General features: G+C 70.5%; 12 protein-coding genes. 7 read left to right on the forward strand and 5 right to left on the reverse strand.

Features of this window, described 5'->3' with window-relative positions; translation table 11 throughout:
* Positions 1 to 184 precede the first annotated feature (184 nt).
* Positions 185 to 916 carry an archaeal proteasome endopeptidase complex subunit beta gene (psmB, locus tag EXE46_RS11280; RefSeq protein ID WP_137688492.1) on the forward strand — a complete coding sequence of 244 codons (732 nt, stop codon included), beginning with the start codon at positions 185 to 187 and terminating at the stop codon, positions 914 to 916.
* Positions 917 to 1,001: 85 nt separating this feature from the next.
* Here psmB and EXE46_RS11285 read toward each other — a convergent pair whose 3' ends face one another.
* The 3 genes from EXE46_RS11285 to EXE46_RS11295 all read right to left on the reverse strand — a co-directional run bounded on the left by EXE46_RS11285 (position 1,002) and on the right by EXE46_RS11295 (position 3,984).
* Positions 1,002 to 1,742, reverse strand: a complete 741-nt coding sequence (locus tag EXE46_RS11285; protein WP_137688493.1) for a protein sorting system archaetidylserine synthase — start codon at positions 1,740 to 1,742, stop codon at positions 1,002 to 1,004.
* Positions 1,743 to 1,841: 99 nt separating this feature from the next.
* Positions 1,842 to 2,894, reverse strand: coding sequence for a Brp/Blh family beta-carotene 15,15'-dioxygenase (locus EXE46_RS11290; RefSeq protein WP_137688494.1), 1,053 nt, complete (start codon positions 2,892 to 2,894; stop codon positions 1,842 to 1,844).
* 709 nt (positions 2,895 to 3,603) lie between these two features.
* Positions 3,604 to 3,984, reverse strand: coding sequence for a SlyX family protein (locus EXE46_RS11295; RefSeq protein WP_137688495.1), 381 nt, complete (start codon positions 3,982 to 3,984; stop codon positions 3,604 to 3,606).
* Positions 3,985 to 4,162: 178 nt separating this feature from the next.
* Here EXE46_RS11295 and EXE46_RS11300 point away from each other — a divergent pair, with 178 nt between their 5' ends.
* Complete coding sequence (locus EXE46_RS11300) at positions 4,163 to 4,942, forward strand: bacteriorhodopsin (RefSeq protein ID WP_137688496.1); 780 nt, start codon at positions 4,163 to 4,165, stop codon at positions 4,940 to 4,942.
* Between the two features lie 64 nt (positions 4,943 to 5,006).
* The gene (locus EXE46_RS11305; RefSeq protein ID WP_137688497.1) at positions 5,007 to 5,228 is read left to right on the forward strand and encodes a hypothetical protein; all 222 of its coding nucleotides are present in this window, start codon (positions 5,007 to 5,009) and stop codon (positions 5,226 to 5,228) included.
* Between the two features lie 25 nt (positions 5,229 to 5,253).
* Here the strand turns inward: EXE46_RS11305 and EXE46_RS11310 are convergent, their stop codons facing one another.
* Positions 5,254 to 7,320 (reverse strand): AAA family ATPase, encoded by a 2,067-nt coding sequence (locus EXE46_RS11310; protein ID WP_137688498.1) that lies wholly within the window; start codon positions 7,318 to 7,320, stop codon positions 5,254 to 5,256.
* A 201-nt stretch (positions 7,321 to 7,521) separates the two neighbouring features.
* Between EXE46_RS11310 and EXE46_RS11315 the strand changes: the two genes are divergently transcribed.
* The 4 genes from EXE46_RS11315 to EXE46_RS11330 all read left to right on the forward strand — a co-directional run bounded on the left by EXE46_RS11315 (position 7,522) and on the right by EXE46_RS11330 (position 11,895).
* Positions 7,522 to 9,525, forward strand: coding sequence for a bacterio-opsin activator domain-containing protein (locus EXE46_RS11315; protein ID WP_137688499.1), 2,004 nt, complete (start codon positions 7,522 to 7,524; stop codon positions 9,523 to 9,525).
* Complete coding sequence (locus tag EXE46_RS11320; protein WP_137688500.1) at positions 9,522 to 9,980, forward strand: SRPBCC family protein; 459 nt, start codon at positions 9,522 to 9,524, stop codon at positions 9,978 to 9,980. The genes EXE46_RS11315 and EXE46_RS11320 overlap by 4 nt, the downstream gene beginning before the upstream one ends.
* A 78-nt stretch (positions 9,981 to 10,058) precedes the next feature.
* Positions 10,059 to 11,195 (forward strand): SPFH domain-containing protein, encoded by a 1,137-nt coding sequence (locus EXE46_RS11325; protein WP_137688501.1) that lies wholly within the window; start codon positions 10,059 to 10,061, stop codon positions 11,193 to 11,195.
* Between the two features lie 88 nt (positions 11,196 to 11,283).
* Positions 11,284 to 11,895, forward strand: a complete 612-nt coding sequence (locus EXE46_RS11330; RefSeq protein ID WP_137688502.1) for a MarR family transcriptional regulator — start codon at positions 11,284 to 11,286, stop codon at positions 11,893 to 11,895.
* Between the two features lie 28 nt (positions 11,896 to 11,923).
* On the opposite strand, the gene EXE46_RS11335 is transcribed toward EXE46_RS11330, so the two are convergent.
* Positions 11,924 to 12,196 carry a hypothetical protein gene (locus EXE46_RS11335; protein WP_137688503.1) on the reverse strand — a complete coding sequence of 91 codons (273 nt, stop codon included), beginning with the start codon at positions 12,194 to 12,196 and terminating at the stop codon, positions 11,924 to 11,926.
* Positions 12,197 to 12,355: the final 159 nt, after the last annotated feature.

The following is a 12,355-nucleotide window of genomic DNA, read 5'->3' on the forward strand; positions in this document are numbered from 1 at the left end:
GCCGCTCGTTTCGCGTCGCCGACCTCGAACCGAACCGTCCCGAGCGGTTGCGCCGCCCGTCGCTCGGAGCCCTCCACCGCTTCGCAGTCGGCCGGTCTCGACCCGTGACGGATAGGCCCGTCGGAACCGGTCGGCGGCCCCCGAAGGGTTGCCTTTATCAGCGCGCCGGGCGAACGTGGGCGTAATGCGAACACCGACTGGCGACCTCTCAGACGGGCCGGCTGCCGACTTGGGCCGCGACCAGCCCGTCTTCGGACCGGAGCTCGGCGAGTTCGAACACAGCGAGCGCCGCGCCGCGAAAGCGGAGGGCGACGGCGAGATGAAGACGGGCACCACGACCGTCGGCATCAAGGCCGAAGACGGCGTCGTGATGGCGACCGACATGCGCGCCTCGCTCGGCGGCATGGTCTCCTCGAAGGACGTCCAGAAGGTCGAGGAGATCCACCCGCGCGGCGCCCTGACGATCGCCGGCTCCGTCTCGGCGGCGCAGAACCTCATCTCGACGCTCCGCGCCGAGACGAGCCTCTACGAGGCCCGCCGCAGCAAGGACATGTCGATGGAGGCGCTGTCGACCCTGACGGGGAACCTCCTCCGCTCCGGGGCGTTCTTCGTCGTCCAGCCGATCCTAGGCGGCGTCGACGACGAGGGCGCGCACATCTACTCCATCGACGCCCTCGGCGGCACCACCGAGGAGGAGTACACCGTCACGGGCTCCGGGTCGCAGTACGCGCTCGGTGTCTTAGAGCAGGAGTACGACGACGACGTCACCATCGACGAGGCGAAGACCATCGCCGCGAAGGCGATCCAGTCCGCCGTCGAGCGTGACCTCGCCTCCGGGAACGGGATCAACGTCGCGGTCGTCACCGACGACGGCGTCGACATCACTCGGTACAAGGAGTTCGACGAGCTGCTGTAGTCGGCGCGTCGACGCCGCACCACCTCCCCCGCTTTCTCCCGACCGCTCGCGCGTGAGCGGTGACTCCGGCGCTGCGGTTCTTCCGTCAGCGACGCAGCCCCGGCGGCGCACGAATGCCGTCGCCCCAGTAGAAGCGTGGGCCGAGCAGGAGGTAGCCACAGGAGAGGAACAGCAGCGCGAACGCGAACCCCTCGCCGATCCACGCCGGGAGCGCGTTCGTCGCCATGTGACCGGCGGGGGTGAGGATCACGGCGACCTGAACGACCCCCATCACGAGCGCGTCCTGCGCGTGGAGGTCGGGGTACGTCACCGTCGACCCCATCAGCAGCGCGAACGTCACCGTCGCCGCGACGAGGAGGAGCGGAGCTGTGTAGCCCGCGATGACCGCGGCCGCGAGCACCGTCGCGGCCAACGTGGTCGGGACGCCCACCGTCTCCCGCGCCCCGTCCTCGTCGGCGGTGTAGAGCCCGAGCCGAGCGACCGCGGCAGCGACGAACAGGGCGCCGGCGCCGACGCCGACCGCGACGAGGACCGGGTCGGTCGCAAGCGAGCGCCCGTCGCGGACGACCGCGGCCACGAGTGCGGCCGGCGCCACGCCGAAGGAGGCGACGTCGGCCAGCGAGTCGAGGTACGGGCCGGCCGCGGTCGAGCCGCGGTGGCGGGCGACGACGCCGTCGAGCCCGTCCGCGACCGCGGCGAGGAGGACGAGGCGGGCCGCGAGCGCGACGTCGACCGTCGCGGCGACGACGGCGAGGAAGCCGACGGCGGCGTTGGCCACGGTCACCGCGTCCGCGAGCCCGAGCCGCCGAGCGAACCGCAGAGGCATACCGTATCGGTCGACGAGCCGGGTTTTAGGGCTTGTTATCTCGTCGACCGCGGGCGGTTCGCGTCGCGAGCGCGGTCTCGCCGACGCGATCCGTCGCGGTCAGGGCACGTACCAGATGCCGCGCCCGAAGTCGAGCCACTCGCCGACGACGACGTGCGGCATCGCGATGACGCAGACGAAGATGGTGTAGAAGGCGACGGCGCCCGAGAGCAGCGAGCCGCCCGCCATCGGGTTCGGTGCGACGACCCACAGGGCGGTCGCGACGGTCGCCGTGACCAGCGCGCCGACGACGAGGACGCCCCACGCGACGACGAGCGAGACGCCCTCCGTCCGGTCGGGCTGTTCGCGCTCGACGACCACGCTCCGCGCCGACTGCCGGAGCGAGTACCACAGCGGGAAGTAGAGCCCGATGGCGACGACGACCGGCACCAAGGCGAAGTACGCGACGAGCAGCAGCGTCTCCGCGGCGTCGAGGAGCCACGACCGGCCGACGCCGTCGGTCGAGCGCAGGCTGGTCGCGAGGCCGCCGCCGAGGTGCGCGAGCACCGCCAGCCCGAACGCCCCGCCGAGCGCCGTCGTGAACGCCTCCGGGTTCGACGCGGCCGGACCCGCCAACCGACCGTCGAAGACGCCGAGCATGATCCCGGTGAAGCCGTAGAAGGTCTCCGTCGAGAAGACGGCCGGGACGACCATCACGGCCCCGCCGCGGACCAGCGCGGCGAGCGCCCGCTGCGGCCGGGTCGGGAGGTGGTCGGTGCCGACCAGCGCGTCCATCACGCGGAGGTCGCCGTGACCGCCCTTCGCGACCGCCGTCCCGAAGGCGAGCGCGAGCGCGGGCAGCGGCGCGACGACGAACAGCGCCACGAACGAGGCGACGAAGCCGAGGTACAGCGCCACGTACCGCGCGCCGAACGGGAGGCCGCGCCGCCGGAGGTTCGAGAAGTGTTCGTACCCCCCGTGCGGGAGGTTCAACGCGACCATCCCCACGAGGTACGCGATCATCTGGGTCCGGAGCGACACGTCGGTGCCGGCCGCGGACAGCGCGCCGAATCCGAGGGCGAGCAGGAGCAACGCCGCGCGAGAGGCACCGATGGCCGTCCGTTCCGGTTCGCCGAGGAGCCGCCGCGCCGGACTCGCCGTCGACGTCGACATGGGTGACAATACGGGCGTTACGGGGTTAGGGCCTCGTCGCCATTATTCGGTCTTTTATATCCCCGGCTCCGTCGGAACCCCCTCTTTTCAGATGAATCTCGTCTGAAACGGTCGGTCGCTGAGGAGTGTTCCCTGGTCGGTTTCGGGAGTGGGTATCGCAGATCGACGCTGACGGTCTTAGTATGTTTGAGTAGAGGTGAACGACGGCAGCTGTTGTATATAAAAAGCGGTGCGGTGGCGCGTGCCTGTGAGGCCGCGTCGCGGCCGAACAGCACCGCGCGAGGGAGTCGCGAACGTAGTGAGCGACGAGGTTGGGGAGGCGAGAGGTGCGGTCGCGGTGCTGTACGGGTGGGACTCAAAGGGGCAGTCGCTGCGACCGCGCAGGCGACGCAAGCACCGCAACGAGGGAACGAACGGAGTGAGTGACCGAGAGAGGCGCGCAGCGAGCGTGCGCGGTCGCAGCGACTGGGGCTTTGGACGTGTTCACCGCCAATCCGTCGTCAGCCGTTTATAAACAACCAGCGGCAAGGCCACTCGATCAGTTATAAACAACCACCGAGTCATCGTAATTCACTCACTCCCGAAATCGCTCGCCGCTACCTCTGTACTGACCAGCGACAGTTCAGAACGCGTCACCTGTGAGGGTTCAACGGAGCCGCGTGTCTGTTCGGCGACGCGCTGAGTGGAGAGCGAGGGGTTCGGAACGGGCTCAGTACGTGTGGATCACTTCGCCGCAGCGCGTACACTCGATCGTGTCCGAGCGGAACAGCCGCTCCTTCTTCTCGGTGGGGCCGTTACACTCGGGGCAGACGCCGAGGTTCCGGCCGTCGGCCACGCGCGCGGAGAGGTCGAGGAACTGGTTTTCGAGCCGGTCGATCTGTTCGGACTGCGCTTCGACGACCGACCGGAGCTCTTCGATCGTCTCCTCGCGCTCCTCGACCGCGGCCGACAGCTCCTCGATGCGCTGCTCGTACGAGTCTATCGCCTCGACGTCGATGGTGACGTCGTCGGTGGCGTCCGCCTCGGCGTCCCGTTCGGTGGCGGTCTCGGTGGTCGATTCCTTTTCCGCCTCGGTGTCGTCGTCGGCCATGTATCACCCGTGGTTCCCCACGGTCATTACTTTCGGGGCGACGACGTCACCCTCGACCGGTGGTTCGTCAGCGGTGCGGAGCGTCGATCACCCGGTCGGATCGCCGACCGTCCGCTCGCGGTACCTGACTGGGTTGGCATCGATCTGAATAGCATATATACTGTATCACGATGTGGGTATGGACCCGATAGCGCTACAGGCGGGATACGACCTGCTCGGGGACGGTCGCCCCGAGACGCTCTGGTTGGGAATCGGCACGATACTAATGCTCATTGGGACCTTCTACTTCATCGCCCGCGGATGGGGCGTGACTGACAAGGAGGCCCGTGAGTACTACGCGATCACGATACTCGTACCGGGGATCGCGTCGGCCGCGTACCTAGCGATGTTCTTCGGCATCGGCGTGACGGAGGTCGAGCTCGTGAGCGGAGAGGTGCTCGACATCTACTACGCCCGGTACGCCGACTGGCTGTTCACCACGCCGCTGCTGCTGCTCGACCTCGCGCTGCTGGCGAAGGTCGACCGCGTCACCATCGGGACGCTGATCGGCGTCGACGCGCTGATGATCGTCACCGGCCTCATCGGCGCGCTCTCGCACACGCCGCTCGCGCGGTACTCCTGGTGGCTGTTCAGCACGATCGCGTTCCTGTTCGTGCTCTACTACCTCCTGACGAGCCTCCGCAGCGCCGCCGCGGAGCGCTCCGAGGACGTACAGAGCACGTTCAACACGCTGACCGCACTGGTCGCCGTCCTCTGGACGGCGTACCCGATCCTGTGGATCGTCGGGACCGAGGGCGCCGGCGTCGTCGGCCTCGGCGTCGAGACGCTCGCGTTCATGGTCCTCGACGTGACCGCGAAGGTCGGGTTCGGCTTCGTCCTGCTCCGCAGCCGCGCCATCCTCGGCGAGACCGAGGCGCCCGAGCCGTCGGCCGGTGCCGACGCGCAGGCGGCGGACTGATCGCGGAGTCGACCCGACGCGACCGAACAGCACGGTTCAACCCCATTCACCGTTCATTTTTCACATGGCTCACACCGACACCGAACAGCCGCCGGCGCTGCGGACGCGCTCCGTCGTCGGGCTCGCTGTCTGCCTCGTGACCGCCCTCGCCGGGATATTCGTGATCCCGACGCTGGAGGGGCGCGCGGGGTTCGGCCCGACGTTCTGGGGAATGGCGGCGATGGAACTGCTCGCGATGGTCGGCGTCGCGTACTTCGTCCTCAACCTCCACGAGGAGCCGACGTGAGGCGGGCAGAGAGGCCGGCAGCCCGCTACTCGCCGGAGCGCTCGGCGTCGCCGCGCCCGTCGCGGGTCGACGGAGCGGTCTCGGCCAGCGCGCGGTCGAAGTGGTCGCGGCCGACCGTCGGCTCGGCCGCCGGTCCGTCGTCGACGATGGCGTCCTCGATCGCGAGCAGCCCGGCCTCGCGGACCAGCGCCGCGAGGTCGCCGCCGCTGTAGCCGCCGGTGCGCGCGGCGAGGGCGTCGAGGTCCACGTCGGCGGCGACGGGCGTCTCTCGCGCGTGTATCTCCAGGATCTCGCGGCGCGCGTCTCGGTCGGGGAGCGGCGTCTCGACCGCCTTCTCGATCCGGCCCGGCCGGAGCAGCGCCTCGTCGATGCTCTCCGGCCGGTTCGTCGCCGCGATGACGGCGACGTCGGTCAGCGGCTCCAACCCGTCGAGTTCGGTGAGGAGCTGCGAGACGACGCGCTCGCCGGCGCCCGTGTCGTCGCCGCTGCGCCTCGGCGAGACCGCGTCGACCTCGTCGAAGAAGATCACCGCCGGGGCGTTCTCGCGCGCGGTGGCGAACAGGTCCCGGACCGCCTTCTCGGACTCGCCGACGTACTTGTCGAGCAGCTCGGGGCCGTTCACGGGGATGAAGTTCGCGTCGCTGAGGCTCGCCGCCGCCCGCGCGAGCAGCGTCTTCCCGGTCCCCGGCGGGCCGTACAGCAGCACGCCCGAGGGGGGGTCGATCCCCAGCTCCGCGAAGCGGTCGGCGTACTCCAGCGGCCAGTACACCGCGCGCACCAGCTCGCGCTTGGCGTCGTCGAGCCCCCCGACCTCGTCCCAGCCGACCGCCGGGAACTCGACCGTGACCTCCCGGAGCCCGCCGGGTTCGACGTCGTCGAGCGCGGCCTCGAAGTCGGCCAGCCGGATCGCGGTCCGCCCCTCGCGGCGGACCGCCCGCTCCAGCGCCGCGTCCGCGAGGGCGGTCAGGTCGGCGAACACGTAGCCGTCGAGCCGCGCGGCGATCGCCTCGAAGTCGACGTCCATCGCGAGCGGCGCGCCCTCGCAGAGCGCTTCGAGCGCCGCGGCGCGCTCGCCGGTCGTCAGCGGCGCGACCGCCAGTTCGCGGTCGAACCGCCCGCCGCGGCGCAGCGCCGACGGGACGCCGTCCGGGTCGGTCGTCGCGCCGATCACGACCGTCCGGTCGCCCGCGCGGAGCTCGTCGACCGTCGACCGGAGGCGGTCTGCGAGCGCGGAGTCGCCGCCGTCGGTTCCGAGCGCTTCGAGGTCGTCGAGGAGGACCACGGTCGGCTCGCCGGTCGGGACGGCCTCGACCAGCCGATCGAGCCGCTCGGACCGGTCCCCCGCGCGCTCGCCTCGGAGCCGGGCCGCCGAGACGCGGACGAGCGCGGCGTCGGTCGCGGCCGCGACGGCCTCGACGAGCGTCGTCTTCCCCGACCCGCGCGGCCCGTGGAGGAGCAGTCCCAGCGTCGGGTACCCCGCGGCCTCGAACGTCTCGGCCGCGTCGAACCGGGTCACGGCCGCGTCGCGGAGGCGCTCGAACGTCGCCGTGGGGACGAACTCGTCGCCCGTGCCGGTGCCGCCCGAGCGCTCCGTGACGACCGACGGCTCGCTCTCGTCGGCCGCGACGGTGATCTCGGTCTCGTCGGTGACGACCGCCGGCGACGCGGGAGTCACGTCCCGCACGTCGAACCGGAGCGTGAGCGCGCCGCCGAGGCGGGTGACCTCGACCGCGTCGCCGACGGCGACCACCCGCCGATCGAGCCGGCGACGGACAGCGTCCTCGCTCCGCTCCACGTCGATCGACTGGCGGAGGCGCAGGGCGACCGACGACGCGACCGGGAGGGTCGACGGCGTCACGGTCGCGGTCTCGCCCGCGTCGAGTCCGGCGGTCCGGCGGAGCCCCTCGGGGAGGAAGACGCCCGGCGAATCGACGTCGACGCGGACGACCGGGGCGACGACGCGGTGGACGCCCTCGACGACCGCCGCGTCGCCGGGACCGATCCTGACGTCGGCGAGGACCGCCTCGGGGAGCCCGACGCGGTCCTCCGGAACCGACGTGGAGGGAGCCCTGACGGGGACCCGCACGCTCATGCTCCGCGGGCTCGGCCGAAGGGGTGCTCGTCGGTGGCAACGGTCGGCGCCATGACTCGACCGTGGCTCGGCGAGCCAAAAGGGACTCGGCCTAACTGGACAGTCGCTGCCCGGCGCTCGGTCGCTCGGCCGATCGGGCGACGGCTCAGGTCCTCGGAACACGGGCGACCGTTTAACTCGACCCGGCGCGAAGGATCGCTCATGGCGAACGCACGAGCGCTCCTTGTCCACCCAGAAGCGGGGAGCGATCGGATCGAGACGGCGCTCGGCGCCGCGGGGTTCGACGTGACCCGCACGGACACCGCGGCGTCCGCGGTCGCGAAGGCGACGACCGGCGAGTACGACTGCGTCGTCAGCGAGTACGCGCTGGCCGGCGACGACGGGGTCGCCCTCGCGAGCGCGATAGAGGAGTCCGACGCCGGCGTGCCCGTCGTGATGTTCACGGCGACGGACGAGGAGGGCGTTCCGGAGGCCGCCTTCGAGAGCGGCGTCGACAGGTTCCTCCAGAAGAACGGGTCGGCGTCGATCGAACGGCTCGTCTCCGACGTCTCGACGGTCTGTTCTGCGGTCCCGACCTCGGAGCCGCGACAGGACGTCTCCGACCACGAACCGACGGCGTCGGAGGTGCGGCGGGCCGTCGAGGACGCCCCGATCGGGATCAGCATCAGCGATCCCGACCTCCCGGACTACCCCCTCGTGTACGTCAACGGCGCGTGGGAGGACCACACCGGCTACCCGGTCGAGGAGGCGCTCGGACGCAACCCCCGGTTCCTCCAAGGGCCGGGGACGGACCCGGAGACCGTCGCGGAGATCGCGGAGGCGCTCGGGAACGAGGAGCAGGTGACCGTCGAGATCCGGAACTACCGGCGCGACGGCACGCCGTTCTGGAACGAACTGACGGTCGCACCGGTGTACGACGAAGACGGCGAGCTGGCCCACTACGTCGGCTTCCAGAACGATATCAGCGACCGGAAGGAGGCGGAGCGGCTCGCCGAGGAGCGCGCCGAGAAGCTCGCGACGGAACGCCGCTCGCTCGACAGGGTCCTCGGCCGGGTGAACGGGCTGTTCGCCGACATCAGCCGTATCCTCGTCGAGAACCGTGACTCGGGCGTCATCTCGGAGCGCGTGTGCGAGGTCGTCGCCGGAGAGCCGGGGTACGCCGGCGGGTGGATCGGCGAGGTGTCGTCGGCGACCGGTCGGCTCGAGATACGCGCCGCGAGCGGCGTGTCGGTCGAGCCCGGCGCGACGTACGAGATCGACGAGACGCCGAGCGAGGTGCGGGAGGCCATCGAGACCGAAACGAGCCACAGCGGGTCGATAGAACGCGTCGCCGACGGACCGCTCGAACCGGAGTCCGCCGGCGGGCGGCGGCTCCTCGTCGTGCCCCTCACCTACGGGGAGCGGCGGTACGGGCTGTTGGGGATCTACGGCAGCGGCGCGGACGTGCTCGACCGCCGGGAGCGGCGGGTGTGCGAGTCGGTCGGGAAGATGATCGCGAACGGGCTCCACTCAATCGAGACGACGGAGATGCTCACGACCGACCGCGTCGTGGAACTCGTGGTCGAGATCCGAGACCCGGCGGCGGCGCTCGCGCGGATCGCCGACGCGGTCGGCGGAGAGGTGGAGCACCTCGGGACGACGCGGCTCGACGACGACGCCTGCGAGCTGTACTTCCGCGCGGACGGCGAGGACCCGGACCTCGACGAGCTCGCCGCCCTGCCGCTGGTCGAGTCGATGCGGACCGTCTCCGAGACGAGCGACGGCGTCAGCTTCGCCGTCACCGTCACCGAGTCGCCGCCGCTCACGCAGCTGGCCGACCACGGCGGCGTCGTCGCCGAGGCGACCGCGACGCCGGAGGGAGCGACCCTGACGATCGAGGCGCCGCCGGAGCACGACGTCCGGTCGATCCTCGACGTGCTCCGCGACGAGTACGCGGGCGTCGAGCTCCGGTCGCGCGTCGAGCGCGAGAGCCGTGACCGCACCGTCGCGGAGTTCGCGGCGGCCGTCGACGAGCGACTCACCGAGCGACAGCGCGCCGCGCTGAAGACCGCCGAGCTGAACGGCTACTTCGAGTGGCCGCGACCGGTCGACGGCTCGGAGATCGCGGCGCAGATGGGGATCACGCGACAGACGTACCACCAGCACCTCCGCGCGGCCGAGCGGAAGCTGGTCGAGGCGTACGTCGACCCCCGATCGAGCGAATGAGCCCGACGGCGGGCGACGACCCCTTCGCCGCGAGCGACGCGATCGTCGTCGCGGCCGACCCGGAGGCCGTGTTCGCGTTCCTCGACGACCCCGAGAACCACGCGACTATCACGCCCGGTCTCGGCGACGTGCGAGACGTCGAACCGCTCGCGAACGGCGGGAAGCGCCTCTCGTACACCTACCGGACGGCGGGGATCGGGATCGACGGCGAGATCGTCCAGACCGTCCACGAACCCCCGAAGCGCCACGTCTTCGAGCTCCGCGGCCGGCTCACTGGGACCATCGACCTCGAACTCGAACCCGTCGACGGGGGGACGGAGTTGACGTACGCCGCGACGTACGACCTGCCGGAGAGCGCGCTCACGAGGGTCGGCGCGCCGATCGTCCGCCGGTTCAACGAGCGGCAGCTCCGGGCCGCGCTGGAGAACGTCGCTGCGGCGTTCGACGCGGAGTAGCGGAGACGACCGAGAGACGGCGAGCCGATCGCCTTCGGCGTGCGAACTATTAAGCGTGCGATGGCCTAAGCGGAAGGCATGGATCCGATCACCCTCCAATCCGGCCTCGGCTTCGGGCTCGTGAGCGTCGGCCTGCTCGCGCTTTTGCTCGTGGTCGTCACGCTCTGGCAGTCGTTCGAGATCGTCGACGCCTACGAGAAGAAGACGCTCACCGTCTTCGGCGAGTACCGGAAGCTGCTCGAACCGGGTATCAACCTCATCCCGCCGTTCGTCTCCCGAACGTACCCGTTCGACATGCGGACCCAGACGCTCGACGTCCCCCGTCAGGAGGCGATCACGCGGGACAACTCCCCGGTGACCGCCGACGCGGTCGTCTACATCAAGGTGATGGACGCCAAGAAGGCGTTCCTCGAAGTGGACGACTACAAGAAGGCCGTCTCGAACCTCGCGCAGACCACCCTCCGCGCCGTCCTCGGCGACATGGAGCTCGACGACACGCTGAACAAGCGCCAAGAGATCAACGCGAAGATCCGCAAGGAGCTCGACGAGCCAACCGACGAGTGGGGGATCCGCGTCGAGAGCGTCGAGGTCCGCGAGGTCAACCCCTCGAAGGACGTCCAGCAGGCGATGGAGCAGCAGACCTCCGCGGAGCGCCGTCGGCGCGCGATGATCCTCGAAGCGCAGGGGGAACGCCGCTCCGCCGTCGAGCAGGCGGAGGGTGACAAGCAGTCCAACATCATCCGCGCGCAGGGTGAAAAGCAGAGCCAGATCCTCGAAGCGCAGGGGGACGCGATCTCGACCGTCCTCCGCGCCCGCTCCGCGGAATCGATGGGCGAACGCGCCATCATCGAGCGCGGCATGGAGACCCTCGAAGAGATCGGCAAGGGCGAGTCCACCACCTTCGTCCTCCCGCAGGAGCTCACGAGTCTGGTGGGCCGCTACGGCAAGGCGCTCTCCGGCTCCGACGTCCAGCAGATGGAGGGGCTCGACGGGAAGGAGTTCGACGACGACACCCGGAAGATGCTCGGGCTCGACGACATCGACGAGATCCTCGGCCAGATCGAGCAGTCCGCGGAGATGGACGTCGAGGAGTTGGAGAAGGAGGCGGAGGCGGTGAAGTCGGGCGACGCCGGCGCGAACATCAAGTCCGCGGACGAGGTCATCCAGGAGATGGACGACGAGGAGGCGGCCGCGGAAGTCGAGAAAGAAGAATAGATCCGCGCGAAGCGAGGCGGTAACCGCGTTTTTCGCCGCTCACCGTCACGAGCGAAGTGCTTTTGTCGAGGCGTCGGCTACTACGGCCGTGACAGAGGGGTTCGACGGGCAGAAGCGCGAGACGCTCCGGCGGTTCGCCGCGGTCGGAGCCGCGGCGCCGTTCGTCGGAACCGCGAGAGCGGACGACGGCGTCGACGACACCAACGAGACGCGGGAGGCGATCCGCGGCTACGTGCCGACGACCCCCGGCGCGCACTTCTCGAAGCTCCGCGACGACCTCCGTCTCGGCACCGGCGAGGCGCAGTACCACCTCCGGAAGCTGGAGGCGGCGGGCGCGATCGAGTCGGAGAAGGACGCCGACTACCGCCGCTTCTTCCCCGCCGGACGGTTCGACGAGACCGACAAGCGGGCGCTCGGCTACCTCCGCCGGGAGACGCCGCGCGGGATGGTCCTCGCGCTGTTGCGCGACCCCGACGCGACCGGCGCCGACCTCGCGAGCGCCCTCGGCGTCTCGCGCCCGACCATAAGCGCCGCGGCCGCCGACTTGGAGCGCGCGGGCCTGCTCGACCGGACCGACGGCTACGCGCTGACCGAGCCGGAGCGGCTGCTCACGCTCGTCGTTCGCTACGCCGACTCCTTCGGCGCCGAGGCGGTCGCGTTCGCCGACGACGCGGCGTCGCTGGTCGCGTACGACCCGTGAGACGCGCCCCGTCGCGGGCGGTCCCCGTTCAGGCCGTGACCATCCACGTCGTGCCCGACGAGTAGCCCCACTTCTCGACGTCGACGTCGGTGGCGGCCTCGGCGACCGCGCCCATGTTCGCGCCGACCTCCTTCGCGGAGAGTCCGAGGTCGTCGGCGATCAGCCGCGACTTGAAGTACGTCCGGTCGGCGGCGTTCTCCCGGAGGTATCCCAGGATGCGCGCCTGCTTCGCGGAGAGTCCGTCGGATTCGACCGAGACGACGCCCTGTTCCGCGACCGCGTCCGAGTGGACCGTGCTCATACAGACACCACGTCGGGATCCCGCATAAGGCGGTTGGTACGTCAGGTTAACGCGCCGCAGTCGTGCGGTCTTACGCGCTGGAGGGGTCGAGACGGCCGGTCGATCGCCGCGTTTGGGTACGGCCTTCGAACCGCTTCGCACCCGGAGACCGGGACGGTC

Origin of the sequence: Halorubrum sp. GN11_10-6_MGM (assembly GCF_005435165.1) — an archaeon.
Lineage (GTDB): Archaea > Halobacteriota > Halobacteria > Halobacteriales > Haloferacaceae > Halorubrum.